A 26,451-nucleotide genomic window follows, 5' to 3' on the forward strand; every position below is an offset into this window, starting at 1 on the left:
TTCCCCGCAGACGGGAGTAAACTAAAGACCTTCTGAAGGAGTCGCCATGTCCATATCCGCCCTCACCACCGGCACCTCGGGGCTGACCGCCAACCAGCGCGCGCTGGATGTGACCGCCAACAATGTCGCCAATGCGAATACGCCGGGCTTCCAGCCGCAACAAGCCGCGTTCCAGGAAGCCAGCCCGGCCGGCACGGGCGTCACCCTCTCCGTCGAAGGGCGCAAGCTGGCCGCCAGCGAAAGCGTCAGCGGCGCCAACGCGAATGCGGCCAAGGCGGCGGAAAGCCGGCCGAACGGCGTGGGCCTCGCTTCCGAACTGACGGATAACCTCGTCTACAAGGCCGGTTTTAATTTATCGGCGAACGTCGTCAAGGCCGCCGACCAGGCTTTGGGCAGCCTGATCGACGTCAAGACTTGAAGACACCGACTATCGACAAGCTAGTCTAGTTCTGCATTTCCAGCGCCAGCGGCGCCATGGCCGGCGTAATCAGCGCCAGCAGCCGTTCGGCCGGGATGCCGTCGCGCGCCTGCACCGACAAGCCGTGCAGCAAGGCCGCATAGTAATCGCCCAGCGCCTGCACGTCCGCCCCCTCCTTTAATTCTCCCGCCAGCTGTGCCGCACGCAGGCGCTCGATGACGGCTTGCGTGCGCGCGCGCCGGTGCTGCGCCAGCCAATCGGCAATCCCCGCGTTTTCCGCGCTCGTGTTGGTGGCGGCCGTGACCACCATGCAGCCTTGCGGCTGGCCGCTGCGCGTATACAGCAGCACGGCTTCTTCCAGCATGCGCGCCACGGCGTCGCGCACGTTCAGGCTGGCGGCCAGCGCGTGCACGGCGAACGCGCCCTCGCCCGTCTCATACAGCTCCACGGCTTCGCGGAACAATTGTTCCTTCGAGCCGAACGCCGCATAGATGCGCGCCGAAGCGATGCCCAGCGCCGCCACCAGGTCGGCCATCGATACGCCCTCATAGCCGCGCGTCCAGAACGCGTCGCGCGCTTTTGCCAGCGCCAGCGCGCGGTCGAATTCCCTCGGTCTTCCTGCCATCTTGATCCTCTGCTTGCGAAGTGGCGGCCAGTATAACGCCTGGCGCCCGCGGCGCGTTCCCGATTTATTTTGCATCTCGGGCTTGACCGAAGGGAGAATTTCGCCTATTCTTTGTCGATCGACAAACAATAGGAGCCGATATGAAAACCATCCAAGGACCAAGCCTGCACCTGGCACAATTCGCCGCCGATACGGCGCCCTTCAACACCCTGCCCGCCATCGCCGAGTGGGCGGCCGGCATGGGCTTCAAGGCCCTGCAGATTCCCGCCTGGGATGCGCGCCTGTTCGACGTGGCGCAAGCGGCCCACAGCCAGCAATACTGCGACGACCTGGTCGCCATGCTGGCCGGCCATGGCCTCGTCATCAGCGAACTGACGACGCACATCCTCGGCCAGCTGGTGGCCGTGCACCCGGCCTACGACGCGCTGTGCGACAGCTTCGCGCCGACCCACCTGCACGGCCAGCCGGCGGCACGCACCGAGTGGGCCATCGAACAAGTGAAACTGGCGGCCATGGCCTCGAAACGCCTGGGCCTGACGGACATGGGCACGTTCTCCGGCTCGTTCGCCTGGCCGTATCTGTTCCCGTTCCCGCAGCGCCCGCCCGGCCTGATCGAAGCGGCTTTCGACGAACTGGCGCGCCGCTGGCTGCCCATCCTCGACGTGTGCGAGGAACAGGGCATCAACCTGTGCTACGAAATCCACCCGAGCGAAGACCTGCATGACGGCATCAGCTTCGAGATGTTCTACGAGCGCGTGGGCCGCCACCCGCGCTGCAAGATGCTGTTCGACCCCAGCCACTTCGTGCTGCAGCAGCTGAACTACCTGGAATTCATCGACATCTACAAGGACCATATCCGCATGTTCCATGTGAAGGATGCGGAATTCAATCCGACGGGGCGGCAAGGCATCTATGGCGGCTACCAGTCGTGGGAAAACCGCGCCGGGCGTTTCCGTTCGCTGGGCGATGGCCAGGTCGATTTCAAGGCCATCTTCTCGAAGATGGCGCAGAACGATTACGCGGGCTGGGCCACCCTGGAATGGGAATGCTGCCTGAAGGACCAGGAGGTGGGAGCGCGCGAAGGCGTGGCGTTCATCAACGCCCACATCATTGCCGTGACCGACAAGATCTTCGACGATTTCGCCGGCGCCCCCGTCAGCGAACAACAGATCCATCAATTGCTGGGTATCCAGCACAACTGAACAAGGAAACACCATGAACGAATTTACCCATGACTACGTCCGCATCGACGGCCAGCGCCTGCATTGCGTGATCGCTGGTCCCGCCACCGGCAAACCCGTGCTGCTGATCCCCGGCTGGCCGCAAACCTGGTACGCCTGGCGCCACGTGATGGCGGCCCTGGCCGCCCAGGGCTACCAGGCGATCGCCATCGACCCGCCCGGCAGCGGCCACTCGGAACGCCCGGCCGGCGGCTACGACACGGGCGCCATCGCCGCCACCCTGCACCGCACCATGCTGGCACTGGGCCATGCGCAGTACGATGTCGTCGGCCACGACATCGGCATGTGGGTCGGCTATGCGCTGGCCAGCGATTTCCCGCAGGCCGTGACGAAACTGGCGCTGACGGAAGCCGTGATCCCCGGCCTGGCGCCCGCGCCGCCGATCTTCGTCGCGCCATCGGACAACATCTTCCTGTGGCACTTCATGTTCAACCAGGTGCTGGACTTGCCGGAGATGCTCACGGCGGGCAAGGAGCGCGAATACATCCGCTTCATCCTGGACCGCTGGTCGTACCGCCGCGACAAGGTGGCCGTCGACGTGTATGCGGACGCCTACGCGACGCCGGGCGCCCTGCGCGCCGGTTTCGCCTACTACCGGGCGATTCCCGAAACCATCCGGCAAAACCTGGAGCGGGCGAAAACGCGCCTGGCCATGCCCGTGCTGGCCATCGGTGCCGACCATGCGACGAATGACGCGCCATTGCTGACCATGCAGGGCAAGGCGGACATCCTGCAAGGCGCGATCGTCGCCGAGTGCGGCCACTTCATCATGGAAGAACAGCCGGAAGCGTTCATCGCCCACGTGCTGCCCTTCCTGGCCGGAGAGCCCGCATGAGCCTCGATCCGCTGATCGCCGCCTGGCTGGAACGGACGAAGGATGCGCCGCCGCCCGCCTCGCTGGCGGACCTGCGCGCCGCCACGGAAACGGGCTTGCGCCAGCTGCATGGGCCGCTGGAAGACGTCGCTTCGATCCAGGATTACGTGCTGCCCGGCGAGCATGCGCTGACCGTGCGCGCCTACGTGCCGGCCGGCGCGGACACGGGCAAGCCCCTGCCGGCCATCGTCTTCGCGCATGGTGGCGGATGGTGTTTGTGCTCGCTGGACCTGTACGACAATCCGTGCCGCGCGCTGGCCAACGCCACCGGCTGCGTGATCTTTTCCGTCGATTACCGGCTGGCGCCCGAACACAAGTTCCCCGTGCCGCTCGACGACTTTTACCGGGCGCTGTGCTGGGTCGCCGGACATGCGGCGGCGCTGGGCATCGATGCGAAGCGCCTCGCCGTGGGCGGCGACAGCGCGGGCGGCAACCTGGCGGCGGCCGCCGCCCTGATGGCGCGCGACCAGGCCGGCCCCGCGCTGGCGCACCAGCTGCTGCTGTACCCGGCGCTCGATTTCGCCTTCGACACGGCGTCGTACCAGCGCTATGCGGACGGCCATTCGCTGACGCGGGAGGCCATGCGCTTTTGCTGGTCGGCCTACCTGAACGAGCCGGCGGAAGGAGCGCAGCCTTACGCGGCGCCGCTGCGGGCAGCCTCGCTGAAGGACTTGCCGCCGGCGACGGTGCTGGTATGCGAATACGACCCGCTGCATGACGAAGGCGTGGCGTATGCGCGGCGGCTGCGTGAGGACGGCGTGGCGGCAGAGTGCGTGCAGCTCGACGGCATGATCCATGCATCGATCCACATGCTGGGATTGGCGCCAAAGGCGCGGGGTCTGTTCGACGTGGCCGGCCCGGCCATGCGAAAAGCGCTGGCGGCATAAAAAAACGCGCCGGGGATGGCTCCACGGCGCGTTTTTTTCCACCAGCTTCCCGTTACTCCACCAGCTTGCGCACCTCGATGGCGTTCAGCCACTTCACGTGGCGCGGTCCCGTGCGGATATCCTTGGCCGAGATCAGGCCGATCTCGCCATCGCTGTCGCCGAGCGCCTTGCCGTTCTTTTCATAGTAGACGATGACGCCCTCGCCGGCCGGCGCGTTATACAGCTCGCCCCAGGAAAACACCACCGCATAGCCATCCGTGGCCTTGGCGATGATGGCGAGCTTCTTGACGTCGTTGTGGCCAGGCGCGTCCAGCGCCGCCTTGTCGAGGATGTCGCGCAGGCGCACGCCACGATAGCTGGTGATGGTCTCGGCCTTGTCGCCGTTGTGGCGCGTGACGGCGATTTCCCCGCCATTGGCCGCCGGCAGGCCGCGCAAGTCCTCCACCGTCAGGGTCAATGGCGTCGCCACCTTGCCCGTCACGGCGAGCGCGTGGCTCATGTTCTCGCTTGCCGGCGCCGGATCGGCCCACGCGGGCGCCGCCCCCAGCAGTGCGGCCGAAACGAGGCTGGTCAGTATGGTCTTCAACATGCTGTGTCCTTTCATGGATCAATCAAAAAATCAGAACTGGTAGTGCGCATTGGCCAGCCAGGTGCGGCCCGCGCCGGGAAAACCGTCGGACAGCGCGTAATTGCGGTCGCCCAGGTTCGCCACGCCCGCTTCCAGGGTCAAGGCCGGCAAGGGACGGTAGACGGCCTTCAGGTTCACCGTCGTAAAACCGCCGAGTTCCAGCGTGTTCGAGACCCAGCGCCCGCTGTTCGCTTCCGCGATGGCCACCACGTCGACCTGGCGCGCCGCGTGCAGCACGGCGTGCGCCGTCAGCTTGTGGCGCGGCACGTCCGTCAGGCGCGTGGCGCGGTCGCTGACGTTCTGCATGTCGGTATAGGTGTAATTGCCGCCCCAATCCAGCCAGGCGCCGGCGCTGCCGCGCAAGCCCAGCTCCACGCCGCTGATGTGCGCCCTGCCCGCGTTGCGCATCTGCGAGCGCACGCCCGACACGTTCGCCACGCTCTGGATCTTGTCCTTCACGTCGCTGTAGAACAGCGCCGCTTCCACCTTGGCGCCCTGCACGTTTGCTTGATACCCGAGCTCATAATTCATCGCCTCTTCCGCGCGCAGGGCCGGGTTTTCGATATACGTACCCAGGCGCTGCGAGTAGCGGTCCTTCAGGGTCGGCAGGCGCGACTTGCGCGCCACGGTGGCGTACACGCGCGCATCAAGACCGACCTTGCGGAACAGTCCCGCCTGCAGATCCGTGGCCGATTGATTCGCGGGCAAGGTGTAGGCATTGCCGGCGCTGTAGACAGTGTCCGGGCGCAGTGCGTTGCGCGAGACGCCCAGCGACAGTTCCGTCGCCGCATCGAGGGCGATGCTGTCTTCCGCGCCCAGGGTCCACAGGGCATCCTTGTACCAGGTGGTGCGCACGCCTTTTGCGTCGAGTTCCTGGTGTTCGTCGGCCTTGTAGCTGGCGACGAAACGCAGGCTGTGCGCGGCCAGGCGGAACGATTCGAGTTCCACCGCGCCGCCGTTCGTACGGTCGTTATAGATGCTGCGCCCGCCGCTGACGCTGCCCTGGCCGCTCGTCTTCACGGTCGTGTAGCTGCCGTTCGTGTAGGAGGTGATTTCATTATCGTAGCTGTCGTGGTACAGGCGCACCTTGAGGCGCTCGGCGGCGCCCAGGCGCGTCTGCGAGACGAAGTACACGCTTTCCTTGTTCCAGTACGGCCATTGCCAGTAGCGCGCGCCGACGGGATGGGTCGACGGCGGCTGGCCCTTTTCGCCATGCTGCTTGTAGTAGCTCAGTGCATACTCGTCGCCTGCCTGCGCGCCATCGGGCGTGTAACCCACCTTGAACGACAGTTTATGATCCTTGCGATAGGCGTTGTTGCGCATGCCGCCGTCTTCCGTGGCCGTGGGCCGGAAGTCGGACGACAGGGGAAAACCGTCGCTGTCGATGTAGGATACGCCCGCCTGCAGATACCACAGGCCCTGGTTCGTGCCCACGTTGGCCGACAGCTGGCGCTCGCTGCCCGAGCCGAAACCGATGGACGTATCGCCTTCCAGCGGCGCGGATGGCTTGCGCGACACCAGGTTGATGGCGCCGCCCAGGGTATTGGCGCCATACGCCACGGAGCTGTAGCCTTTGGCCACCTGGATGGCGGCCAGGTCGCCAGTGGTGAAGCGGTTGAAATCGACATAGCCGTCGTACGGCACGTAGACGGGAATGCCGTCGATGTACAGCGGCACCTGGCGCGCATCGAAGCCGCGGATGGCGACGGTTTTCTCGTTGCGCGCGTTGGTCGACAGCGACACGCCGGACAGCAGATTGAGGGCGTCGCCCACGTTGTCGCGGTTAAAGCGGCGCATCTCGGCGCGGCTCACTTGCGCGCCCACCTGTTGTTCCATTTGGCCTGCCTGCTCGCGCTGGCCGATCACCGTCACCGTGCCCAGCACGAACGGCGCCGCCGCATCCGCGTCATCCTTGCCCATGGCCTGCTGCGCCAGCGCCAGCATCACGGCGCCCGCCATTACCTGTTTCAACATCGTCTAGATCTTTCCACTCTCGTTATATATCGTCTTATATAGCGATACTCAGAAAAGCGGCCACGCATGCGGTGGCCGTCACCCAACAGCGCAATATACAGAGGTATATAGCGATGCTCAAGCGACAAGGCGGGAAACCCCTGCGCAAGTCAATTTTCGAGGCAAATTTTATGCACTGCAGCATTTCGCTGTGCGAACGAATGTTTCACAAAACGGTTGACACGTCGAATTTGGCTAGGCAAACTGATTTCCAGGGAGTTCGAAAATGAATGCAAATATGACAAATATTCCAGCCGCGGCAGATCCGGAACTCATCGTCTTCAGCGACGATGAGGAAGGCAAGGACCGCCAGTTCGTCAACGCGCTGGCGCGGGGCCTGGAAGTGCTGCGCTGCTTTCGCCCCGGAGAAGTCTATCTGTCGAACGCGGACATGGCCAAGCGCACGGGCATCCCCAAGCCCACCATTTCGCGCCTGACCTATACCCTCACCAAACTCGCTTACCTCAATTACTCGGACAGCCTGGGCAAGTACCAGCTGGGCGCCGGCGTGCTGGCCCTCGGCTACCGCATGCTGTCGAACCTCGACGTGCGCAAGATGGCGCGCCCGCTGATGGAGGAACTGGCCGAACATGCGCAGGCCTCCGTGTCGCTGGGCACGCGCGACCGCCTCAGCATGGTCTATGTGGAGACCTGCCGCAGCAGCGCCAATGTCACCCTGCGCCTCGACGTCGGCTCGCGCATCCCCCTGATGACGACGGCCATGGGCAAGGCCCTGCTGTGCATCCTGCCGCAGGCCGAGCGCGACTACCTGATGGACCATGCGCGCGTGCACGAGACGGAGCGCTGGCCGCGCATCAAGGCCGGCATCGAACAAGGCTTCAAGGATTACCAGGACCGGGGTTTTTGCATCTCGGCAGGAGAGTGGCAGAACGACGTGCATGCCGTGGGCGTGCCCATGCTGGGAGCCGACGGCGAACAGGTGATGGCCTTCAATTGCGGCGGCCCCGCCTTCCTGCTGTCGCGCGAAAAACTCGAGTCCGACCTGGGACCGCGCTTGGTGGCCCTGGTCAAGACAGTGGAAAAAAACCTGGGCCGCGGTTAGACTGCGCGCCCCCTCTCAATATCGCCTTCGAGGACCCCGATGATACGCGACGAAGAAACCCTGAACATCCTGCTCGACAGCATCGCCCGTTTCGTGCGCGAAGTGCTGGTGCCGAACGAGGCGCTGGTGGCTGAAACGGACACGATCCCGCCAGCCATCGTCGCGCAGATGCGCGAACTGGGCCTGTTCGGCCTGTCCATTCCGGAAGCCTACGGCGGCCTGGAATTGAGCATGGAAGAGGAAGTGCGCGTCGCGTTTGAAATCGCCCGCACCTCGCCCGCCTTCCGCTCGCTGATCGGCACGAACAACGGCATCGGCTCGCAAGGCATCGTCATCGACGGCACGGAAGCGCAGAAACAATACTATTTGCCCAAGCTGGCCGCCGGCGAGATCATCGGCTCGTTCGCCCTGACGGAAGCGGGATCGGGCTCCGACGCGGCCTCGCTGCGCACGACGGCCGTGCGCGACGGCGACTATTACATCCTCAACGGCAGCAAGCGCTACATCACCAACGCGCCCGAGGCCAGCATCTTCACCGTCATGGCCCGTACGGACCCCGTCAAGCGCGGCGCCGCGGCCATCTCCGCCTTCATCGTGGAAAAGGATACGCCGGGCCTCTCGCTGGGAAAAATCGATAAGAAGATGGGCCAGCAAGGCGCGCATACCTGCGACGTCATTTTTGAAAACTGCCGTGTGCCGGCCGCGAACCTCATCGGCGGCAAGGAAGGTGTGGGTTTCAAGACGGCCATGAAGGTGCTCGACAAGGGTCGCCTGCACATCGCCGCCGTCTGCGTGGGCGCGGCCGAACGCATGCTGGCCGACGCCCTGGCCTACGCCATGGAGCGCCAGCAGTTCGGCCAGCCCATCGCCGAATTCCAGCTGATCCAGGCCATGCTGGCCGACAGCAAGGCGGAAATCTACGCGGCGCGCAGCATGGTGCTCGACGCGGCGCGCCGGCGCGACAACAAGGAAGACATCTCGACGGAGGCGTCGTGCTGCAAGCTGTTCGCCTCCGAAATGTGCGGCCGGGTCGCCGACCGCTCCGTGCAGATCCACGGCGGCGCCGGCTACATCAGCGAATATGCGGCCGAGCGCTTCTACCGCGACGTGCGCCTGTTCCGCATCTATGAAGGCACGACGCAGATCCAGCAGATCGTCATCGCCCGCAACATGATCAAGGCAGCGCAAAAGTGAAAGAGGCCGCGATGGACATTCCTTCCCTGCTGACGCACTTGCCGGCGCGCCTGTCGGCCATCCCCATCTATTGGGCGATGCGCGCGCCCGACGCGCCAGCCTTGCATGAAGCTGGCCGCAGCTGGACCTACGCGCAGCTGCAGCACAGTGTGGAAGATGCAGCGCAGCTGCTGCGCCAGCAGGGCGTGCGTGCCGGCGACCGCCTGATGGTGGTGGGCGAGAACTGCGCGCTGCAGGTGGCGCTGATCTTCGCAGCGGCCAGCATCGACGCGTGGATCGTCAACGTCAATGCGCGGCTGTCGGCGCGCGAGATCGACACCATCGCCGCGCACAGTTCCGCGCGGCGCGTGCTGTTCCTGGCCGGCGCCTCACCGGAAGCGGCCGCGCATGCCGCACGTCTGGGCGCGACCAGTGCCGTCACGGTCGACGGCATGGGCGAACTGCTGGCCGGCGACTTGAACGCGGCGGCCATCGCGGAAGACACGGTCCCCGGCAACGAACAGGTGGCCGCGCTGATCTACACGACGGGCACGACGGGGCAATCGAAAGGCGTGATGCTCACGCACCGCAATCTGCTGTTCATCGCCGCCGTGTCCAGCACCTTGCGGGGTTTGAGCAGCAACGACCGCGCCTACGGCGTGCTGCCGATTTCGCACGTGTACGGCCTGGCCTCGGTGGCGCTGGGCACCCTGTATGCGGGCGCCGCGCTGTACCTGGTGCCGCGCTTTTCCGTCGACGGCCTGCTCTCGGCCTTGAAGGACGACGAGCTGACCATCGTGCAGGGCGTGCCCGCCATGTACGCCAAGCTGCTGCAAACCCTGGGCGACGCCGACACGCCGCTGCCCACGCGGCTGCGCTTCGCGTATGCGGGCGGCTCGCCGCTGGCGCCGTCGCTCAAGCGCGACGTGGAAAAACTGCTGGGCACCGCGCTGCACAATGGCTACGGCATGACGGAAAGTGCGCCCACCATCAGCCAGACGCGCCTGGAAGCGCCGCGCGGCGACGATTCCGTCGGCATGCCTATCCCCGGCGTGGAAGTGCGCGTGGTCAGCCTCGATGGCGCGGACGTGGCGCCGGGCGAGCCGGGAGAATTGTGGATACGCGGGCCGAACATCATGGCCGGCTACTACCGGGAACCGGCCATGACGGCGGCCGCCATGCGCGACGGCGGCTGGCTCAACACGGGCGACATGGCGCGCCAGGATCCCGACGGCGCCCTCTTCATCGTCGGCCGCACCAAGGAATTGATCATCCGCTCCGGCTTCAATGTGTATCCGCTGGAAGTGGAAACGGCGCTGAACGCCCACCCATCCGTGGTGCAGTCGGCCGTGGTGGGACGCACGCTCGCCGATGGCAACGAGGACGTCATCGCCTATGTGGAGCTGGACCCGCGCCAGCCCGCCAGCGTGGCACAATTGCAGGCCTGGCTGGCGCAGACCCTGTCGCCGTACAAATGCCCGTCCGCCATCATCGTCATGGACGCGCTGCCGGCGGCCGCCACGGGCAAGATTTTAAAGGGGCAGCTGCGGCAAATGGCGCAGAATGCCGGATAAGTTGACCATGTTGTGCCAGACACGACAATAAAACCAAGCCACATCACCGGAGGAGACACGATGAAACGCACCTACACACGCATCGCCATGGCAGCGCTGGTTGCCAGCGCCTGGATGACGCAGGCCAGCGCCGACGAATTCCTGGTCGGCGCGGAAATCCCGCTGACGGGCAACCTGGCCAGGGTCGGCGCCGGCATGCAGGAAGGCATCATGGTCGCGGCCGAGGTCTTCAACAAGACCAACGGCAAGCACACCATCAAGGTCATCACCGTCGACGACGAATCGGCGCCCGCCAAGGCCATCGCCGCCGTGGAAAAGCTGGCCAGCCAGGGCGTGGTGGCCATCACGGGCGGCTATGGCTCGAACAATATCTCGCCCGCCTCGGACACGGCGAACAAACTGGGCCTCGTCTACATCACCTCGGGCGGCGTGGACGACAGCCTGGTGTCCAGCGGGCGCAAGAATTTTTTCCGTATCAATAACACGGCCGGCTACGAAAAAGCCATGCTGGGATTGTTGCAGGACGTGGGCGCCAAGTCCGTCTCCATCGTGTATTCGACCAAGGACGCCACCACGGGCCTGGCGAAAGACGTGGAAAAGGCGCTGACGGCCAAGGGCGTGAAGGTGACGACGCACTCGTTCGACCCGGCCATCACGGACTTCAAGCCCATCATCAACAAGATCAAGCTGCAGGATAAATCGGAAGTCGTCGCCATGGTCGGCTACGAAAACGATTACGTGGGCATCATCCGCGCCGCCCGCGTCCTGAAACCGAAGATCAAGGCCATGGTGGGCGTGTGGTCGCTGGCCACGCCGAAAATGGCGGCCGACTTCCCCGACCTGATGCCGAACGTATTCGGCACGGCCCTGCTGCCCTTCCCCACGGAATTCAAGACGGCCGACGGCAAGGCCTTCAGCGACGCCTACAAGCAGCTGTACAAGAAGGAACCCGACTACCTGGGCCAGTTCGGCTATGTGCAATCGATGCTGCTGTTCGAAGCCATCGCGCGCGCGGCCGACAAGGGCACGCTCAAGAAAGGCGGCGTGGCCGAGGAAATGCGCAAGACGGACCGTGAAACCCTGATCGGCCGGGTGCAGTTCGCCGCCAACGGCGACAACCAGAACTTCGTGCACCGCATGGCGCAGCACCAGGACAAGAAGGTGGTGATCGTCTGGCCGAAGGAACACGCGACGGGCAAGCTGAATTACCCCGCCCTGCCCTGGTAGGCCGCAGCCTCCCGCTGCACACGCGCGTGCTCCGGCGCGCACCGATGAACGGCAGTCCTGCGCTGTGTACACGCGGCGCCAGGGCTGCCTGACGGGATGACGACATGACAGAATTAATCTTGCAAGCCCTGTATTCGGGCTTGCTGCAGGGCGGCTCCTACGCCCTGATCGCACTGGGACTGGCGCTGGTCTTCGGCACCATGAAAGTGATCAACCTGGCGCACGGCGAACTGGTGCTGCTGGCCGCCTACATCGCCTACAGCGTGGAATCCGGCCTGGGACTCGGTCCCATGTTCGCCATTCCCATCGCGCTGGTGATCGTCAGCCTGACGTCCGTGGGCGTGTACCTGATCGTCAGCCGCATCAAGAAAGACCGCGAAATCAATTCGCTGATCCTCACCTACGGCATCGGCGTGATCCTCACCAATTTCATCCTGCTCGTGTGGAAGGCCGACATCCGCTCGACGTCGTCGACCTGGCTGCAGGAAGGCATCGAGATCGGCCCGTTTTTCAGCATGCGCAGCGAAGTCATTTTCTTTGGCGTCAGCCTGGTGCTGATGGCGGCCCTGTGGCGCTGGCTGGCCACCAGCTGGTATGGCCGCGCCGTGCGCGCCGTCTCTAGCAACCGCGACGCGGCCAAGCTGATGGGCATCGACCCGGGCCGCACGGAACTGGTCTCCTTTTTAGTCGCCGGCATCCTGGCCGCCTTCGCCGGCGTCGCCCTGTTCAGCTATGGCGTGATCCAGCCCGCCTACGGCGGCGCGCTGACGGTGAAAGCCTTCATCATCACGGTCTTGGCCGGCATCGGCTCCATCCCCGGCGTGCTGCTCGCCGCCGTGCTGCTGGGCGTGGCCGAAGCGCTGACCGTCACCCTGGCCAGCTCCGCGCTGCAGGAATTATCCGGCATGGTGCTGTTCCTGCTGGTGCTGTTCATCATGCCGAACGGCTTGTTCGGCGCACAACGGAGGCGCGGATGAAGCGTTCAAGCTGGATATCGATGGCGACCCTGCTGCTGGCCGCGTACGTCGCCGTGCCGCTGGCCCTGGGCGGCAACCAGTATGTGATGAGCATGGTGGTGGCGGCCCTGATCATCGGCGGCGTGGCCATGTCCTGGGCCTTGCTGGGGAACTTGGGCGGCATGGTCAGCTTCGGCCATGCGGCCTTCTTCGGCGTGGGCGCGTATGTCTCCGCGCTCGCCACCGTGAAACTGGGCGTGCCCGTGTTCGCCGCCATGCTGCTCGGTGGCGCGGGCGCGGCCATCGCCGCCGTCATCATGCTGCCCGTGCTGCGCCTGCGGGGGCCGTATTTTGCGCTGGCCATCCTCGCCTACGCCCACATCTTCCGCATCCTGGCCACGGAATGGAGTTCGGTCACGGGCGGCGCCGGCGGCATCAACAACATCCCGACCTTGCCCACCGTCTTCGGCTTCGATTTGGCCAGCAAGACGGGCGCCTACCTGGTGGTGCTGACCCTGGTGGTGTGCTGCGCATTCGCCTACGGCCGCATCCGCGCCAGCCACTACGGCATCGCCCTGCGCGCCATGCACGACAGCGAAGACGCCACGCGCGTCGTCGGCGTCAACAGCACCCTGCTGAAAGGCGCGATGCTGCTCGTATCGGCCTTCATGGCGGGTCTGTTCGGCGCCTTCAACGCCCACTACATCAACTTCCTGGAGCCGGACTACGCCTTCAACAGCCTGTGGGTGACCTTGCCCATCGTGGCGGCCATCTTCGGCGGCTACCGCACGATACTCGGCCCCGTGCTGGGCGCCGTGGTGGTCTACCTGGTCGACCAGCTGATCTTCAAGTCGCTGATCCCGACCGGGCACCAGCTGGTGCTGGGCGTGCTGCTGGTGGCGATGATCGTCTTCAGTCCGAACGGCTTGCTGCCGCTGCTGCAAAAATGGCTGAAAAACATGTTCCAGGCGAAGGAGAAAGCACATGCTTGAACTCGATAATGTCTCGGTGCGCTTCGGCGGCCTGACGGCCGTCGATTCCGTCACCCTGAACGTGGGCAGCCACGACGTGATCGGTCTGGTGGGCGCGAACGGCGCCGGCAAGACCACCTTGTTCAACGCGATCTCCGGCCTGGTGCGCCCCACCGGCGGCGGCATCCGCTTCGAGGGACGCGACATCATGGCCACGCCCATGTACCAGCGCGCCCGCCTGGGGCTGGGCCGCACCTTCCAGATCCCGCAACCGATGCATGAATTGACGGTGCGCGAAAACCTCGTCGTGGCGCAGCGCTTCGGCACCGGCAAGGTCGACATGCGCAAGATCGATGAAATCCTCGACTTCACGAGCCTGGCGGACAAGGCGCAGCGCGACGCGGCCAGCGAACTGGCGCTGACGGAACTGAAGGCGCTGGAAGTGGCCAAGGCGCTGGCCACCAACCCGAAACTGCTGCTGCTCGACGAAGTGCTGGCCGGCCTGGAAACGAACGGCAAGCGCCGTTTCATGGGCATGCTGAAGGACTTGCACGCCGCCTTCGGCGTGGGCATCGTCATGATCGAGCACGATATCGAAACCATCAGCAATCTGTGCCAGCGCGTGGCCGTGCTCAATTTTGGCCAGCTGATCGCGGACGGCACGCCGGATTGCGTGTTCCGCGATCCGGCCGTCATCGAAAGCTATACGGGAGCCGCGCATGCTTAACATAGAGAATCTGCGCGCCGGCTATGGCGCCATCAACGTGCTGTGGGATGTCTCGCTATCGATCCAGAAGGGCAAGCTGACCACCATCATCGGCCCGAACGGCGCCGGCAAGACCACACTGCTGCGCGCCATCATGGGCCTGCTGCCCGTGGCCGCCGGCAGCATCAGCCTCGATGGCACGGCCATCAACGGCACGCCGACGTGGAAGATGAGCGACGCGAGGGTCACCATGATCCCCGAGGGCCGCATGACGTTTCGCGACATGAGCGTGGAAGAAAACCTGATCATGGGCGCCTTCCCGAAAGAGCACCGCAGCCACATGCCGGCGCGCCTGGCCGACGCCTACGCCATGTTCCCGCGCCTGCACGAACGCCGCAGGCAGCTGGCCGGATCACTCTCGGGCGGCGAGGCGCAGATGCTGGCCATGGCGCGGGGATTGATGTCCGATCCGTCTCTGCTGATCATCGACGAGCCGTCGCTGGGCCTGGCCCCGCTGGTGGTCAACGAGCTGTTCGAGATCCTCGCGCGCCTGAACGATGGCCGGCGCACCATCATCCTGGTGGAGCAGAACACGGCGCGCGCCGTGGACGTGGCCGATCACGTCTACCTGATGCAGAGCGGCAAAGTGGCGCTGTCGCAGGCGGCCGCCGATGTCGACCTCGAGCACCTGCATGCGCTGTATTTTGCGCGCTGAGCGGCCTGCGGCCTTCACTCCTCGTCGTCGTCCTCGTCGTCGGCCAGCTTGTCAAACACCTGCAGCTCGGCCTTGCTCAGGCCCGTCATCACGAAGGGATCGTCGGCAGGAAAGCGGCCGGTGTCGACCAGCATGCGCAGCTTGCTCAAGCGGTCGCCCAGCGCCAGCGCCTGCGCCTGGGGATCGGCGTCGGCCTGGCCGATCGCGCGGGTCACGGACTCGGGAAACTCCCATAATTCGGCGATCCGTACCGACAGGATGCGCGCCTGCGCAAACACCTGGGCGATGAAGGCGTCCGATTGCGGAAAGGCATCGGGCGCGTGCATCTGGTCGATCAGGCGGAAGGCCACCACCAGCCCCACGTTGGCCATCAATCCCGCGAGATAGGCGTCGAAGGCGCTGGCCTGCATGGCCGGCGCGACCAGATTGGCCGCCAGCGCGCATTTCTCGGACTGGCGCCAGATCAGCGGCGCCGTGCGTATGGTCAGCCCGCCGCTTTGCATGCTGACGATGGGACGGAAGGCGACGCGGGCCAGCAGCATGCGCATGCCGTTTTGCCCGAGCAGCATGATGGCGCCTTCCATGTTGTTGATCGACGGGCTGGCGTTGTAGCGCGAATGGTAGCGAGGGCGATTCGCTTCGCGGTAGACCTCGGCGACCAGCAGCACGTCCTGGGCCAGCTGGCGCGACAGCTCGGCCGCGCTCATGTTTTCATTTTGCAAGGTACGCATCAACTGCGGAATGATGGCCGGAATGCGCGGCACCAGCGCGGCACCGGCGATCGGCTCGCGGGCCAGGCGCGTCAATTCGTCCAGAATCTGCTGTTCGGCCTGCTCGGTGGCCTGCGCCGAACCGGCCGCCGCCAGCCAGCGGTAGTAGATGGCATCGATTTCGGCGAGGGTGGCTGGCTGCCGTGCCGTCTCGGGCGCCGCCGCTGCCGTGACCGGCGCAGCCTTGTTTTTGTCGTCGCCGCCGCTCAGTAATTTTCCTATCCAACCCATTTTGCTGTCCAAACCTTTATGCATCACTATCGCGACATCCGCTGCGCGATTTTACTTGATGACGGCAATACTGGTGCGGCTGGCGTAAACGCTTTGTCCACCTGCCGCAACATGCTAAAGTGGCACGACATGCACCCTGCCATGCTCGACAAGCGCCCCCTCATGAACAATCCACTTGCGCACTACATCACCAGCCAGGCGTATAACAACGCCTGGGCCAACCACCGCTTGCTGAAGGCTTGCGGGCAACTGACCAAGGCCGAGTTCCTGGCCACGCGCGTGAGTTTTTTCCCCACCATCCAGTTCACCTTGAACCATATTCTGACGTGCGACTGGTTTTATCTCGACGCCCTCGAACGCGAGCTGCGCGGCGCGGCGCCCCATGCAGATTGCTACGTCTTCTTTGAACAGGATGAACCGTTCACCGATTGCGCTGCCCTGCACGCGGCGCAGCGCGCCTCGGACCTGCGCCTGATCACCCATTGCCGCAGCCTGTGCGATGCGGACCTGGCGCGGCCCGTGACGATCCTGCGCGACACGCCGCAAGTCGACACGCGCCAGCGCATGCTGGCGCACCTGTTCCAGCACCAGATCCATCACCGGGGGCAAGTGCACGCGATGCTGGCCGGCACGCGCATCGCGCCGCCCCAGCTCGACGAATTCTATTGCGCCGGCGAAGCCGACGAACGGGCGCAGGACTTTGCGGAGCTGGGCTGGACGGAAGACGACGTCTGGGGACCGCGCTGAGCTACTCTTCGGCGTGGCAGCAGACGCACAGTTTGTTGCCGTCGAGGTCGCGGAAGTAGGCGCCATAGTAGTGAGCGTGGTAATGGGGGCGCAAGCCGGGCGGCCCTTCGCATACGGCGCCCAGCGCCAGCACGGCCTGGTAACTGCGGTCCACGTGGGCGCGGCTGGCCGCCAGCAATGCCGTCATCTGCCCATTGCCGGCAGTGGCCGGCATGCCGTCATGCGGCGCCGTCAGCACGAACAGGGGGCGCGGCGCATCCTGCGCCATCCAGCCCGCCCAGGGCTTGGCAGGATCATGAAATTTCTCGATCAAATCGAGTTCTCCCATCAAGGCCGTGTAGAAAGCGTAGGCGCGGGGAAAGTCGTTGGTGCCGAGGCAAATATGGGACAGCATGCTGCTCCTTCGTCAATTCAAGCATGTGCGGCGAAATGCGCCAGCTGATTATAATGGCGCATCGCTTTTCCACACGATCCCATGCCAGACCTCGACCGACTTCAGTTGCTCCCGCCCTCCAGCGCCGACATTGCCGCCTTGCTGGCCTTCGAACTGGAAAACCGCTCGTATTTTGAAAGCTGGGTCACGGCGCGCGCGCCATCCTATTACCACCAGGAAGCCATCGCCGCCGCCATCGAGCAGGCGCAGCACGAGCGCCAGCAAGACCGCGCCTACCAATACCTGGCAAAACTGGACGGGCAAATCATCGGCAGGGTCAACCTGACGGCCGTCACGCGCCCCTACTTCAACAAGGCGACGCTCGGTTACCGCATCGGCGAACGGTTCGGCGGACGCGGCTATGCCACGCGCGTGGTGGCCCTGCTGCTGGAAGAAGCGTTCGGCGCGCTGGAACTGTGGCGCGTGGAAGCGACGGCGCGACCGCAAAACCTGGGGTCGGTCGCCGTCATGCGGCGCAACGGCTTTCACCAGTATGGCCGCTCGGAAAAGGCCATGCGCTTCCAGGATGCCTGGTCGGACCTGCTGTACTTTGAACGGCGCAACGAGCATGCGGGCACCTGACAAAACCGAGCAAGCGCTCCATTAAGCGGACTGCCCCACCTGATGTTGTAAAATAGGCAAATATGGCGCGACATCGGCCGTGTCGCTTGCCGGCCTTTCGCGCACGCGAATGCACTCACCCTCAGGAAAAACATGCGCGATACAGACAAAAAAGCCTACCTCGTCGGCGGCGGCATCGGCTCGCTGGCCGCGGCCGCCTTCATGATACGCGACGGCGGCATGCAAGGCAGCAACATCACCATCTTCGAAGCATCGCCCGTGACCGGGGGCAGCCTCGACGGCGGCGGCAATGCCGAAGATGGCTATACCCTGCGCGGCGGGCGCATGCTGACCACGGACAATTACGAGTGCACCTGGGACTTGTTCAAGAGCATCCCCTCGCTCGAACATGCGGGCCAGAGCGTCTACGATGAAACCCTCGCCTTCAACGAACTGCACCTTCCCCACTCGCGCGCGCGCCTGGTTGACCGCAACCGTTTCAAGGTCGATGTCAGCAGCATGGGCTTTTCCATGCAGGACAGGCTGGAATTGCTGAAGCTGACGGAAGCCGACGAAGACACGCTGGGCAGCAGCGCCATCACGGACTGGCTCTCGCCCGCATTCTTCGACACCAGGTTCTGGACCATGTGGGCCACCACGTTCGCCTTCCAGCCCTGGCATAGCGCCGTCGAGTTCAAGCGCTACCTGCACCGCTTCATGCTGGAGTTTTCGCGCATCGAAACCCTGGCCGGCGTCAAGCGCACCGTCTACAACCAGTACGATTCGCTGGTGCGCCCCCTCGTCGCGTGGCTGCGGGCGCAAGGCGTCAACCTCATCATGGATTGCACGGTGACCGATATCGAGGTGCAGGAATCCGGCGGCCGCCTGAGCGCCACCGCCATTGCCTGCCAGCGCCGCGGCCTGGCCGACGTGATCCCCGTCGCCGTGGGTGACCTGGTGTTTTTCCAGAATGCCTCGATGACGGATGCGTCCAGCTATGGCAGCATGCAGCGCGCGCCCGCCAAGCGCACGAAGCACGACAGCCATGGCTGGCGCCTGTGGGAAAAACTGGCCGAGGGCCGGCCGGAGCTGGGACGCCCCGCCGCCTTCAACAGCGGCATCCCCGAATCGTACTGGGCCTCGTACACGGTCACCTTGAAGGACAGCGCCTTCTTTGACCGGATGGAGCAATTCACGGGCAATAGCGCGGGCACGGGCGGCCTCGTCACCTTCAAGGACAGCAACTGGCTCATGTCCATCGTGCTGGCGCACCAGCCCCATTTCGCCGGCCAGCCCGAGGGCGTGCAAGTATTCTGGGGCTATGCGCTGCACCCTGACCGCATCGGCAACTTCGTCGCCAAGCCCATGTCCGACTGCAGCGGCGAGGAGATCGTGCGCGAACTGTGCGGCCATCTGAATTTCGACCTCGAACTCATGGCCACGGCCAACTGCATTCCCTGCCGCATGCCCTACATCACCAGCATGTTCATGCCCCGCGCGAAGAGCGACCGCCCCCTGCCCGTGCCGGCCAACTGCGTCAACCTGGCTTTCGTCAGCCAGTTCGTGGAAATCGCCGACGACGTCGTCTTCACCGTGGAATACTCGGTGCGCGCGGCGCAGATGGCCGTCTACCAGCTGCTGGGCGTGCAGCGCGAAGTGCCGGCCATCCACGCGCACGACAAGTCGCTGAAGGTCAAGCTGGACGCCGTCATCAAGGCCTTCAAGTAGCCGCATTCCCGGACGTCAATGCCGTTTTCCTCCTATCGTCCGCGACTTTGTGGCAGCGCAAGGCAGCGTGATAATGGACTGATAACGTCAAGGTTCGGGAATCTTATCTATCTTGCAAAGTCCAACATGAAAGTGCGGCTACGCCTGTTCGAACATGTGCTGCTGGTGCTGGCATTGGCCGTCGCCATCTTTGCCGCCGCCATTGTGCTGGCACGCATGACGCAGTGGGCGGAAGCGCAGGAATTGTCCGTCTACCTCGTGCAGGGCATGCATCTGGTAGGCAAGGTGCTGTTTTTCCTCGATGGCTGCATCGTCATCGCCGTCAGCAGCATTTTGGCCGCCCGGCTGTTCCGCCTGCTCACCAAGGAGGATGTATGAACCACCTTCACTACATGTTCACGCTCCAGCATCCGCGCCGCTTCTGGTACAGCGCCATCATCATCGCCATCGCCTCGGCCATCCTGCTCGGTCCCTGGCTCGACAGTATTCCCTGGCTGGTGGCGATCCCCTTCGTGGCCGGCGGCTTGCTGGTGGCGCTCGGCGAGCTGTGGGATGAGATGCACGGCAAGCGCCGGCGCAACGGCGACGACGATGCGCATGCGCCGTGCCGGCATCCCTGAACCAGGGTGATGCGTGCACGCAACAATACTCACGCCATCAGCCGCGCCTGCGTTGATTTAAGATTGGCTTCAGCCTCGCCGTGCATCGTGATATGGCGCCAGCGGCAATGGCGCCTCCCCTCCCCTCACGGGCATAGCCCAGCGAAAGAGCCGACATGAGCACATGGATGCGCGCCAACAAAGGTTTTTTGATGTTTCTGCTGCTGTTCGGGGTGTTCCGCACGGCCGTGGCGGACTGGAATCCGATACCGTCGGCGTCGATGCGCCCCAACCTGCTCGAAGGCGACGTGGTCTTCGTCAACCGCCTCGCCTTCAACCTGAAAGTGCCGCTCACCGATATCGTGTTGCGGCGCCTGGGCGAGCCGGCGCGCGGCGACATCGTCACTTTTTCTTCGCCGAAAGACGGCACGCGATTGATCAAGCGCATCATCGCCCTGCCCGGCGACACGGTGGAAATGCGCAATGAACAGCTGGTCATCAATGGCCAGCCGGCGCAGTACACGGCGCTCGACACTGCGCCGGAAACCGTCGCCCACCTGGGCCAGCTGACGGCGCAGCGCATCCGCGAACGCAACCCGACCGAGCAGCACCGCATCCAGGTCTTGCCGCAAATGGCAGGCGCGGCGCGCAGCTTTGCCCCCGTGACGGTGCCGGCCGACCATTTCCTCATGCTCGGCGATAACCGCGACAACAGCGCCGACTCACGTTACTTCGGCTTCGTGCCCCGTGAATTGCTGATCGGCAAGGCCGAGCGCATCCTCGTCTCGGCCAATATCCAGGAGCATTGGCAGCCTCGGCTGCAGCGTTTCGGCATGAAGCTGGAGTAAACCGGCCCCTTGCAACGGCGCCGTGCTTTTCGGTTAGCATGGCGCATCATGCAAAATTTTTCCTCAGCCAGCCAGCCGCCAGCCAGTACCCACCACGCCCTCGATCAGCTGGCGCAGTTCCTGCAGCGCCATCCCGACGTGCTGCTGCTGACGGGCGCCGGCATCAGCACGGCGTCCGGCATACCCGACTACCGCGACACGGAAGGCGTGCGGCGTGGCAATGCCCCCGTGCAAGGTCCCGATTTTCGCCGCCACGAAGCCGTGCGCCGCCGCTACTGGGCGCGCAGCATGGTGGGCTGGCCGACCCTGGCGCGCGCCGCGCCGAATCCCGGCCACCTGGCCATCGCGCAATTGGCGCAGCGCCAGTGCATCGGCGGCCTGGTCACGCAAAACGTCGATGGCCTGCATCAGCAAGCGGGCAGCCCGGCCGTCACGGAGTTGCACGGCAGCATACATGGCGTGGTGTGCCTCGCTTGCCATGCCCGCCACACACGCCGCCTGATCCAGGATCAGCTCGAACGCGACAATCCGCAGTTGCTGGGCGCCACGGCCACGCCGGCGCCCGATGGCGACGCCTTGCTGGAGCCGTCGCAGCTGGCCACCTTCCACGTGCCCGTGTGTCCCCGCTGCGGCGGCACCCTGCAGCCGGACGTGGTGTTTTTCGGCGATGGCGTGCCCGCCGCCTGCGCGGCCGAAGCCGAGCGCAAGATGCGCGAAGCCGGCGCCCTGCTGGTGGTGGGCTCGTCCGTCATGGTGTATTCCAGCTTTCGCCTGTGCCGCATGGCCGCCGAAACGGGCAAGCCCGTGGCCGCCATCAACCTGGGCAAGACGCGCGCCGACCATTTGCTGGCCTTCAAGACCGAAGCCCCGGCACAGGACATCTTGCCTGCATTAGCGGCCATGCTGGGCTGATCCCGTGCCGGCCCTGCGCCGCTCTGGCTATACTGTGCGATTAACGAGGAGAATTCATGCTGGAACTGTTGAGTGAACACGCCTGTTTTGGCGGCGTACAACGCTTTTATCGCCACGACGCGCAAGCCATCGGCTTGCCCATGCGTTTCTCGGCCTTCATTCCCGACACGGCGCCTGGCAGCGTGGTCACCGCCAAACGCCCCGCCCTGTTTTACCTGGCGGGACTGACTTGCACGGAAGAAACCTTCATGATCAAGGGCGGCGCGCAGCGCGTGGCGGCCGAGGAAGGCTTGATTCTGATCGCGCCCGACACGAGCCCCCGTGGCGCGAACATCGCGGGCGAGAGCGAAGCGTGGGATTTCGGCGTGGGCGCCGGCTTTTACGTGGACGCCACCGAGGCGCCGTGGAGCAGCCACTACCGCATGTACAGCTACATCCTGGAATTGCGCGCGCTGCTGGAGCAGGAACTGGCGATCGATGCGCGACGCACGGGTATTTTCGGCCACTCGATGGGCGGCCACGGCGCGCTGGTGCTGGCCTTGCGCAATCCGGACCTGTTCCGCTCCGTCTCCGCCTTCGCGCCCATCGCCGCACCGAGCCAATGTCCGTGGGGCAAGAAGGCATTTTCGGGCTACCTGGGCAACGATGCGGCCAGCTGGCAGCCATACGACGCCAGCGCGCTGATGCGCGGCCGGCTGGGCCAGCCGCCGCTGTTCCCCGCAGGCATCTTGATCGACCAGGGCCTGGCCGACAAGTTCCTGCCCGAGCAACTGCACCCCGACGTGTTCGAAGCGGCGTGCCGCGACGCCGGCCAGCCCTTGCAGCTGCGCCGCCAGGCCGGCTATGACCACGGCTATTACTTCATCGCCAGCTTCATGGAAGAGCACGTGCGCTTCCACGCGAAAAACCTGCGCGCCCTCGGCTGACCTCGCAGCCTACTGCACCGTGCTGGTATGCCCGCTGAAGTGGCGCGTGTACCAGTCCGTGGCCAGCAGGGCGGCCTGGTGCCGCGTGTCAGGGCCGCCGGGCGCGGCGATCTGTTCCAGTTGTTTGTCGCAGCGCAAGGTGGCGAACGCCATGCGGTTCAGGCCAGCCACGTCAGGGTCGCGCCCGCCCACGATCAGCAACGATGGCACGCGCACGTTTTCCAGCGCCGCCTTGCCCGCCATTTCCACCTGGCCATCACAGACGGCCAGCGCGGCGATTTCCGCGCTGCGCCAGGCCGCCAGCTGCATGACGACGGCCGCGCTGGTGCCATAGCCGTACAGGCCGCAGGGCAAGCGCCGCGTGGACGGGTCGACCTGCAGCCAGCCCAGGGCTTTTTCCAGTTGGCGCGCCAGCAGCACGATATCGCTGCGCACGAAATAGGTATGGCTATCGCTGCCACCGCCAGGCTCGACACCGCCCTGGTCGAAGCGCAGCGTGCCGATGCCGGCCCGCAGAAAATCCTGGGAAGTGGCGTGGCTGGAAGCGCCCAGGTAGTCGCTGTCGGCCCCCGCGCCGTGGGCAAACAGGACGATGCCCACCGGTCGCTCGGGCATTTCAAGCACGCCATCCATTTGAAGTTCATCGGCCGTAATGCTGACAAATTGTTCTTGCATGGTTGCCTCCGCTATCGAATTGCAATCGGGCTGAAATCGCGCCGCTGGTGCGCTGATTTTGCCGGACTGGACGCCGCCTGCGCGCCCTGAGCGGCAATCTCCAGTGTACCAGCCTGCATCCATTCACGCGCGGCGCACGTCAAATTCGCCACGCACCCGCATCACACGGCGCCGTGCCGGTCGAGCCCCTTCAGCACGGCTTCCGGGCGGATCGGCAAATGCCGCACGCGCGAGGCCACGGCGGCGAAGATGGCGTTGCCGATGGCCGGCGCCACGGCCGTCGTGGGCGGTTCGCCCATGCCCGTCGACGTTGCCGTGCTGGCAACGAATTCAATATCGAGCTCGGGCACGTCGGCCATGCGCAGGGGCGTGTAGGTATTCAGGTTGGTATCCTTCACCTCGCCGTTCAGGAAGGCCGTGCCTTCATGCAAGGCCATGCTCACGCCCCACAGCGCGCCCCCTTCCGCCTGGGCCAGCGCGCCATCGGGGTCGACGATGCTGCCCGCATCGATCACCATGAACAGTTTTTCGACTTTCACCATGCAAGTGCTGCGATCCACTTTCACCCGGGCGACGCACGCCGTCCAGGTGGGCATGTCGCGTTCCTGGCCGAACGTGGCGGCGATGCCCAGGCCCGTGTCGGGCGGCATGGCCGTGCCCCAGCCCGCCTTGTCCGCCACGCGCCGCAGCACGTGGGCCAGGCGTGCGGCGCCGCCGACGGCGTTCGGCGCGCTGCCCGCGTTGCGCCCCGTGGCCTGCAGCAGGGACAGGCGAAACGCCAGCGGATCGACCTTGGCCGCCTGCGCCGCCTCGTCCATGAAACTTTCCACAGCCCAATTCGTCCAGCCGGGCCCCACGGAGCGCAGCCAGCCGGGGCGAAAACTGCTGTTGGCCAGGTCGTTCGACACGGCCCGCACGCGCTGCGCGCCCACCGTGTACCAGTGGTCGGCGCCGGCGATGGCGAACGGATCATACGGATGGCCCTGCTTATCCTTGGCCAGGAAGGCGGGAATCATCGCTTGCGTGGGCCAGCCCGCGCTGGCCTCGTGCACCATCGCCGACACCTTGCCGGCGTCGTCGAACGCCATGCGCACATGCTGCACGGACGGCGAACGGGGCGAATCGAAACGGGCATCGTCGGCCCGCGTGCAAATCATCTTGACGGGCCGCCCCACGGCTTGCGCCGCCAGCGCGGCCGGCACGCAATAATCGCCATTCAGGCGCCGCCCGAAACCGCCGCCCAGCAAATAGGTATGCAGCATGACCTTGCTCTCGGGCACCTTCAACGCCTGCGCCAGCACGGGCAGGATCAGCGATTGCCATTGATTGCCCGCATGGATATGCCAGACGCCGTCGATCTCCTGCGCCAGGGCATTCACCGGTTCCAACTGGAAATGCAACACGGTGCTCGTCGTGTAGTGACGTTCGAGTTGCAGGCTGGCATCCTTGAACGCTTGCTCCACGCCATCATCATCGACCACGCGGGCGCCCAGGCTGGCATCGGCCAGTTGTTTGCTGGCGTAGTTGAGGATATCCTGCTCCGACACATGGGCGGCCGCGCCGGCCCGCCATTTCACCTGCACCAGGTCGGCCGCGCGCATGGCGGCCGCATACGTGTCGGCCACCACCATGACCCAGCCGGGCACCGTGCCGCTGGGGTCTTGCAGGGCGAACGAGCGCAGGTAGCCCTTCACCTTTTTCGCCGCCGTATCGTCGATGGACACCACTTTCGCGCCGTAGCGCGTGGGCGGGATCTTCGGGCGCGCATACAGCATGCCCTCGACCTGCGCATCGATGCCGTACACGGCCGTGCCATTGATTTTCGCGGGGATGTCGAGCGCCTGCACCTGCTGGCCGATCAGGCTGCGCTGCCGCGGCGTCTTGAGCACGATGGCTTTCAGTTGCTCGGGCGTGTAGTGGCGCGTCAGCTTGCCACGGCGCACGATGTCGCCATAGCTGATCGAGCGCCCCCGGCCATGCACGACGCCCAGTCTGGCGTGGCAGGCGGACACGGGCACGCGCAGCAGGCGCGCGCCCTCCTCGACTAGCGCCAGGCGCCCGGCCGCGCCGGCGCGGCTGAGCGGGTCAACATTCTGCCACACGGACCAGCTGCCGCCCGTCACCATCAAGCCCCATTTCGGGTCCGTGTCCACGTAATGCAGGCGCACCTTGTTCCAGTCCGCCTCCAGTTCCTCGGCCACGATGCGCGCCAGGGCCGTGCCGATGTGCTGGCCCATTTCCGCCTTGGCGATGTTGACGGTGACGATGCCGTCGCGGCCGATCTGGAACCAGATGCTGGGGTCGAACACGGGCGCAGTGGCAGACTTAGCCGGCGACGCGGACGCCACCTTGCCGGCAGCCAATGAGCTGTCGGCGCGCAAGAAAGCGAGCGTCAACCCCGTGCCGGCGGCGGCGATCAGGAAACCGCGCCGGCCCAGCGAGCTGGGGCGGGTGGCGGAATTTTCTTTCGGCAATTTAAACACCGGGCGCCTCCTGCATGCCGGCCGCCAGTTTGATCGCCTTGCGGATGCGTACATACGCCATGCAGCGGCACAGGTTGCCGCTCATGACGGCATCGATATTCGCATCCGTCGGTTGCGGATAGTCTTTCAGCAAGGTGGCCGCCTGCATGATCTGGCCCGACTGGCAATAGCCGCACTGGGGCGCCTGCGTGGCCAGCCAGGCCCGCTGCAGCGGGTGCGTGCCATCGGGCGACAGGCCTTCGATGGTGGTGATGGCGCAGCCGGCCACGGCGGCAATCGGCGTGATGCACGAGCGCATGGCGCGGCCATCCACGTGCACGGTGCAGGCGCCGCACATGCCGATGCCGCAGCCAAACTTCGTGCCTGTCAAATGGGCTTCGTCGCGCAGCACCCACAGCAGGGGTGTCTCGGCATCGGCCTCGGTGCCGAAGGGCTGGCCATTCACAATGATGTTATACATGAGTGTT

Annotated in this window: 28 protein-coding genes; 20 read left to right on the forward strand and 8 right to left on the reverse strand. The window is 65.1% G+C overall.

Going from position 1 to position 26,451, the window contains the following annotated elements; all coding sequences use genetic code 11:
- The first annotated feature begins 46 nt into the window (after nt 1-46).
- Nucleotides 47-418, forward strand: a complete 372-nt coding sequence (locus tag GCN78_RS15075; RefSeq protein WP_152252415.1) for a flagellar basal body protein — start codon at nt 47-49, stop codon at nt 416-418.
- 25 nt (nt 419-443) lie between these two features.
- On the opposite strand, the gene GCN78_RS15080 is transcribed toward GCN78_RS15075, so the two are convergent.
- Entirely contained in the window at nt 444-1,043 is a 600-nt protein-coding gene (locus GCN78_RS15080; protein ID WP_152252416.1) for a TetR/AcrR family transcriptional regulator, read from the reverse strand.
- 140 nt (nt 1,044-1,183) lie between these two features.
- Here GCN78_RS15080 and GCN78_RS15085 point away from each other — a divergent pair, with 140 nt between their 5' ends.
- Genes GCN78_RS15085 through GCN78_RS15095 form a run of 3 tightly spaced genes read left to right on the forward strand, consistent with a single transcriptional unit; the run spans nt 1,184 to nt 4,045 of the window.
- Nucleotides 1,184-2,245, forward strand: a complete 1,062-nt coding sequence (locus GCN78_RS15085; RefSeq protein WP_152252417.1) for a sugar phosphate isomerase/epimerase family protein — start codon at nt 1,184-1,186, stop codon at nt 2,243-2,245.
- 13 nt (nt 2,246-2,258) lie between these two features.
- Nucleotides 2,259-3,119, forward strand: a complete 861-nt coding sequence (locus GCN78_RS15090; protein WP_152252418.1) for an alpha/beta fold hydrolase — start codon at nt 2,259-2,261, stop codon at nt 3,117-3,119.
- Nucleotides 3,116-4,045 (forward strand): alpha/beta hydrolase, encoded by a 930-nt coding sequence (locus tag GCN78_RS15095; protein ID WP_152252419.1) that lies wholly within the window; start codon nt 3,116-3,118, stop codon nt 4,043-4,045. Before GCN78_RS15090 ends, GCN78_RS15095 begins: the two co-directional genes overlap by 4 nt.
- Nucleotides 4,046-4,097: 52 nt before the next feature.
- Here GCN78_RS15095 and GCN78_RS15100 read toward each other — a convergent pair whose 3' ends face one another.
- Nucleotides 4,098-4,634 (reverse strand): molybdopterin-dependent oxidoreductase, encoded by a 537-nt coding sequence (locus GCN78_RS15100; protein ID WP_152252420.1) that lies wholly within the window; start codon nt 4,632-4,634, stop codon nt 4,098-4,100.
- A 30-nt stretch (nt 4,635-4,664) separates the two neighbouring features.
- The gene (locus tag GCN78_RS15105; RefSeq protein ID WP_152252421.1) at nt 4,665-6,647 is read right to left on the reverse strand and encodes a TonB-dependent receptor plug domain-containing protein; all 1,983 of its coding nucleotides are present in this window, start codon (nt 6,645-6,647) and stop codon (nt 4,665-4,667) included.
- Nucleotides 6,648-6,924: 277 nt separating this feature from the next.
- Here GCN78_RS15105 and GCN78_RS15110 point away from each other — a divergent pair, with 277 nt between their 5' ends.
- From GCN78_RS15110 to GCN78_RS15145, 8 genes are all read left to right on the forward strand, one after another.
- The gene (locus GCN78_RS15110) at nt 6,925-7,749 is read left to right on the forward strand and encodes an IclR family transcriptional regulator (RefSeq protein WP_152252422.1); all 825 of its coding nucleotides are present in this window, start codon (nt 6,925-6,927) and stop codon (nt 7,747-7,749) included.
- Between the two features lie 39 nt (nt 7,750-7,788).
- The gene (locus GCN78_RS15115) at nt 7,789-8,943 is read left to right on the forward strand and encodes an acyl-CoA dehydrogenase family protein (protein WP_152252423.1); all 1,155 of its coding nucleotides are present in this window, start codon (nt 7,789-7,791) and stop codon (nt 8,941-8,943) included.
- A gap of 11 nt (nt 8,944-8,954) precedes the next feature.
- Nucleotides 8,955-10,496 (forward strand): class I adenylate-forming enzyme family protein, encoded by a 1,542-nt coding sequence (locus GCN78_RS15120; protein WP_152252424.1) that lies wholly within the window; start codon nt 8,955-8,957, stop codon nt 10,494-10,496.
- Nucleotides 10,497-10,556: 60 nt separating this feature from the next.
- Nucleotides 10,557-11,723 (forward strand): ABC transporter substrate-binding protein, encoded by a 1,167-nt coding sequence (locus tag GCN78_RS15125; protein WP_152252425.1) that lies wholly within the window; start codon nt 10,557-10,559, stop codon nt 11,721-11,723.
- A 104-nt stretch (nt 11,724-11,827) separates the two neighbouring features.
- The gene (locus tag GCN78_RS15130; protein ID WP_141168659.1) at nt 11,828-12,700 is read left to right on the forward strand and encodes a branched-chain amino acid ABC transporter permease; all 873 of its coding nucleotides are present in this window, start codon (nt 11,828-11,830) and stop codon (nt 12,698-12,700) included.
- Nucleotides 12,697-13,671 (forward strand): branched-chain amino acid ABC transporter permease, encoded by a 975-nt coding sequence (locus tag GCN78_RS15135; RefSeq protein ID WP_152252426.1) that lies wholly within the window; start codon nt 12,697-12,699, stop codon nt 13,669-13,671. Before GCN78_RS15130 ends, GCN78_RS15135 begins: the two co-directional genes overlap by 4 nt.
- Entirely contained in the window at nt 13,664-14,377 is a 714-nt protein-coding gene (locus GCN78_RS15140) for an ABC transporter ATP-binding protein (RefSeq protein ID WP_152252427.1), read from the forward strand. Before GCN78_RS15135 ends, GCN78_RS15140 begins: the two co-directional genes overlap by 8 nt.
- Nucleotides 14,370-15,071, forward strand: coding sequence for an ABC transporter ATP-binding protein (locus tag GCN78_RS15145; RefSeq protein ID WP_152252428.1), 702 nt, complete (start codon nt 14,370-14,372; stop codon nt 15,069-15,071). The genes GCN78_RS15140 and GCN78_RS15145 overlap by 8 nt, the downstream gene beginning before the upstream one ends.
- A 14-nt stretch (nt 15,072-15,085) precedes the next feature.
- Here GCN78_RS15145 and GCN78_RS15150 read toward each other — a convergent pair whose 3' ends face one another.
- The gene (locus tag GCN78_RS15150) at nt 15,086-16,072 is read right to left on the reverse strand and encodes an HDOD domain-containing protein (RefSeq protein WP_193316749.1); all 987 of its coding nucleotides are present in this window, start codon (nt 16,070-16,072) and stop codon (nt 15,086-15,088) included.
- A gap of 162 nt (nt 16,073-16,234) precedes the next feature.
- Here GCN78_RS15150 and GCN78_RS15155 point away from each other — a divergent pair, with 162 nt between their 5' ends.
- The gene (locus tag GCN78_RS15155) at nt 16,235-16,819 is read left to right on the forward strand and encodes a DinB family protein (RefSeq protein ID WP_152252430.1); all 585 of its coding nucleotides are present in this window, start codon (nt 16,235-16,237) and stop codon (nt 16,817-16,819) included.
- 1 nt (nt 16,820) lies between these two features.
- Here GCN78_RS15155 and GCN78_RS15160 read toward each other — a convergent pair whose 3' ends face one another.
- Nucleotides 16,821-17,213, reverse strand: coding sequence for a VOC family protein (locus GCN78_RS15160; protein WP_152252431.1), 393 nt, complete (start codon nt 17,211-17,213; stop codon nt 16,821-16,823).
- A gap of 81 nt (nt 17,214-17,294) precedes the next feature.
- Here GCN78_RS15160 and GCN78_RS15165 point away from each other — a divergent pair, with 81 nt between their 5' ends.
- The 7 genes from GCN78_RS15165 to fghA all read left to right on the forward strand — a co-directional run bounded on the left by GCN78_RS15165 (nt 17,295) and on the right by fghA (nt 22,826).
- Nucleotides 17,295-17,834: a GNAT family N-acetyltransferase gene (locus GCN78_RS15165; protein ID WP_152252432.1), complete on the forward strand. Its 540-nt coding sequence runs from the start codon at nt 17,295-17,297 to the stop codon at nt 17,832-17,834.
- A gap of 132 nt (nt 17,835-17,966) precedes the next feature.
- On the forward strand, nt 17,967-19,541 hold the full coding sequence (locus GCN78_RS15170; RefSeq protein ID WP_152252433.1) for an oleate hydratase: 1,575 nt from the start codon (nt 17,967-17,969) through the stop codon (nt 19,539-19,541).
- Nucleotides 19,542-19,667: 126 nt separating this feature from the next.
- Entirely contained in the window at nt 19,668-19,919 is a 252-nt protein-coding gene (locus GCN78_RS15175) for a hypothetical protein (protein WP_152252434.1), read from the forward strand.
- Nucleotides 19,916-20,161, forward strand: coding sequence for a hypothetical protein (locus GCN78_RS15180; RefSeq protein ID WP_152252435.1), 246 nt, complete (start codon nt 19,916-19,918; stop codon nt 20,159-20,161). Before GCN78_RS15175 ends, GCN78_RS15180 begins: the two co-directional genes overlap by 4 nt.
- A 155-nt stretch (nt 20,162-20,316) precedes the next feature.
- The gene (lepB, locus tag GCN78_RS15185) at nt 20,317-20,988 is read left to right on the forward strand and encodes a signal peptidase I (RefSeq protein WP_152252436.1); all 672 of its coding nucleotides are present in this window, start codon (nt 20,317-20,319) and stop codon (nt 20,986-20,988) included.
- Nucleotides 20,989-21,036: 48 nt separating this feature from the next.
- Nucleotides 21,037-21,900 carry an NAD-dependent protein deacetylase gene (locus tag GCN78_RS15190; protein ID WP_152252437.1) on the forward strand — a complete coding sequence of 288 codons (864 nt, stop codon included), beginning with the start codon at nt 21,037-21,039 and terminating at the stop codon, nt 21,898-21,900.
- Nucleotides 21,901-21,956: 56 nt separating this feature from the next.
- Nucleotides 21,957-22,826 (forward strand): S-formylglutathione hydrolase, encoded by an 870-nt coding sequence (gene fghA, locus GCN78_RS15195; protein WP_152252438.1) that lies wholly within the window; start codon nt 21,957-21,959, stop codon nt 22,824-22,826.
- Between the two features lie 9 nt (nt 22,827-22,835).
- Here the strand turns inward: fghA and GCN78_RS15200 are convergent, their stop codons facing one another.
- From GCN78_RS15200 to GCN78_RS15210, 3 genes are all read right to left on the reverse strand, one after another.
- Nucleotides 22,836-23,501, reverse strand: a complete 666-nt coding sequence (locus GCN78_RS15200) for a dienelactone hydrolase family protein (RefSeq protein WP_152252439.1) — start codon at nt 23,499-23,501, stop codon at nt 22,836-22,838.
- 161 nt (nt 23,502-23,662) lie between these two features.
- The gene (locus GCN78_RS15205) at nt 23,663-25,984 is read right to left on the reverse strand and encodes a xanthine dehydrogenase family protein molybdopterin-binding subunit (protein WP_152252440.1); all 2,322 of its coding nucleotides are present in this window, start codon (nt 25,982-25,984) and stop codon (nt 23,663-23,665) included.
- Nucleotides 25,977-26,444, reverse strand: a complete 468-nt coding sequence (locus tag GCN78_RS15210; protein ID WP_152252441.1) for a (2Fe-2S)-binding protein — start codon at nt 26,442-26,444, stop codon at nt 25,977-25,979. The genes GCN78_RS15205 and GCN78_RS15210 overlap by 8 nt, the downstream gene beginning before the upstream one ends.
- Between the last annotated feature and the right edge of the window lie 7 nt (nt 26,445-26,451).

It is taken from the genome of Janthinobacterium rivuli, from assembly GCF_009208735.1.
GTDB lineage: Bacteria > Pseudomonadota > Gammaproteobacteria > Burkholderiales > Burkholderiaceae_D > Janthinobacterium.

Excerpts from the sequence above, each read along its gene's own strand:
- GCN78_RS15125 (WP_152252425.1), top strand. The coding sequence starts at position 10,557 with ATGAAACGCACCTACACACGCATCGCCATGGCAGCGCTGGTTGCCAGC.
- GCN78_RS15180 (WP_152252435.1), top strand. The coding sequence starts at position 19,916 with ATGAACCACCTTCACTACATGTTCACGCTCCAGCATCCGCGCCGCTTC.
- GCN78_RS15085 (WP_152252417.1), top strand. The coding sequence starts at position 1,184 with ATGAAAACCATCCAAGGACCAAGCCTGCACCTGGCACAATTCGCCGCC.
- GCN78_RS15120 (WP_152252424.1), top strand. The coding sequence starts at position 8,955 with ATGGACATTCCTTCCCTGCTGACGCACTTGCCGGCGCGCCTGTCGGCC.
- GCN78_RS15160 (WP_152252431.1), bottom strand. The coding sequence starts at position 17,213 with ATGCTGTCCCATATTTGCCTCGGCACCAACGACTTTCCCCGCGCCTAC.
- GCN78_RS15175 (WP_152252434.1), top strand. The coding sequence starts at position 19,668 with ATGAAAGTGCGGCTACGCCTGTTCGAACATGTGCTGCTGGTGCTGGCA.
- GCN78_RS15075 (WP_152252415.1), top strand. The coding sequence starts at position 47 with ATGTCCATATCCGCCCTCACCACCGGCACCTCGGGGCTGACCGCCAAC.
- GCN78_RS15090 (WP_152252418.1), top strand. The coding sequence starts at position 2,259 with ATGAACGAATTTACCCATGACTACGTCCGCATCGACGGCCAGCGCCTG.
- GCN78_RS15170 (WP_152252433.1), top strand. The coding sequence starts at position 17,967 with ATGCGCGATACAGACAAAAAAGCCTACCTCGTCGGCGGCGGCATCGGC.
- GCN78_RS15110 (WP_152252422.1), top strand. The coding sequence starts at position 6,925 with ATGACAAATATTCCAGCCGCGGCAGATCCGGAACTCATCGTCTTCAGC.
- GCN78_RS15135 (WP_152252426.1), top strand. The coding sequence starts at position 12,697 with ATGAAGCGTTCAAGCTGGATATCGATGGCGACCCTGCTGCTGGCCGCG.
- GCN78_RS15115 (WP_152252423.1), top strand. The coding sequence starts at position 7,789 with ATGATACGCGACGAAGAAACCCTGAACATCCTGCTCGACAGCATCGCC.
- GCN78_RS15105 (WP_152252421.1), bottom strand. The coding sequence starts at position 6,647 with ATGTTGAAACAGGTAATGGCGGGCGCCGTGATGCTGGCGCTGGCGCAG.
- GCN78_RS15145 (WP_152252428.1), top strand. The coding sequence starts at position 14,370 with ATGCTTAACATAGAGAATCTGCGCGCCGGCTATGGCGCCATCAACGTG.
- GCN78_RS15140 (WP_152252427.1), top strand. The coding sequence starts at position 13,664 with ATGCTTGAACTCGATAATGTCTCGGTGCGCTTCGGCGGCCTGACGGCC.
- GCN78_RS15200 (WP_152252439.1), bottom strand. The coding sequence starts at position 23,501 with ATGCAAGAACAATTTGTCAGCATTACGGCCGATGAACTTCAAATGGAT.
- GCN78_RS15190 (WP_152252437.1), top strand. The coding sequence starts at position 21,037 with ATGCAAAATTTTTCCTCAGCCAGCCAGCCGCCAGCCAGTACCCACCAC.
- GCN78_RS15130 (WP_141168659.1), top strand. The coding sequence starts at position 11,828 with ATGACAGAATTAATCTTGCAAGCCCTGTATTCGGGCTTGCTGCAGGGC.
- GCN78_RS15150 (WP_193316749.1), bottom strand. The coding sequence starts at position 16,072 with ATGGGTTGGATAGGAAAATTACTGAGCGGCGGCGACGACAAAAACAAG.
- GCN78_RS15095 (WP_152252419.1), top strand. The coding sequence starts at position 3,116 with ATGAGCCTCGATCCGCTGATCGCCGCCTGGCTGGAACGGACGAAGGAT.
- fghA (WP_152252438.1), top strand. The coding sequence starts at position 21,957 with ATGCTGGAACTGTTGAGTGAACACGCCTGTTTTGGCGGCGTACAACGC.
- GCN78_RS15165 (WP_152252432.1), top strand. The coding sequence starts at position 17,295 with ATGCCAGACCTCGACCGACTTCAGTTGCTCCCGCCCTCCAGCGCCGAC.
- GCN78_RS15080 (WP_152252416.1), bottom strand. The coding sequence starts at position 1,043 with ATGGCAGGAAGACCGAGGGAATTCGACCGCGCGCTGGCGCTGGCAAAA.
- GCN78_RS15210 (WP_152252441.1), bottom strand. The coding sequence starts at position 26,444 with ATGTATAACATCATTGTGAATGGCCAGCCCTTCGGCACCGAGGCCGAT.
- GCN78_RS15100 (WP_152252420.1), bottom strand. The coding sequence starts at position 4,634 with ATGTTGAAGACCATACTGACCAGCCTCGTTTCGGCCGCACTGCTGGGG.
- lepB (WP_152252436.1), top strand. The coding sequence starts at position 20,317 with ATGAGCACATGGATGCGCGCCAACAAAGGTTTTTTGATGTTTCTGCTG.
- GCN78_RS15155 (WP_152252430.1), top strand. The coding sequence starts at position 16,235 with ATGAACAATCCACTTGCGCACTACATCACCAGCCAGGCGTATAACAAC.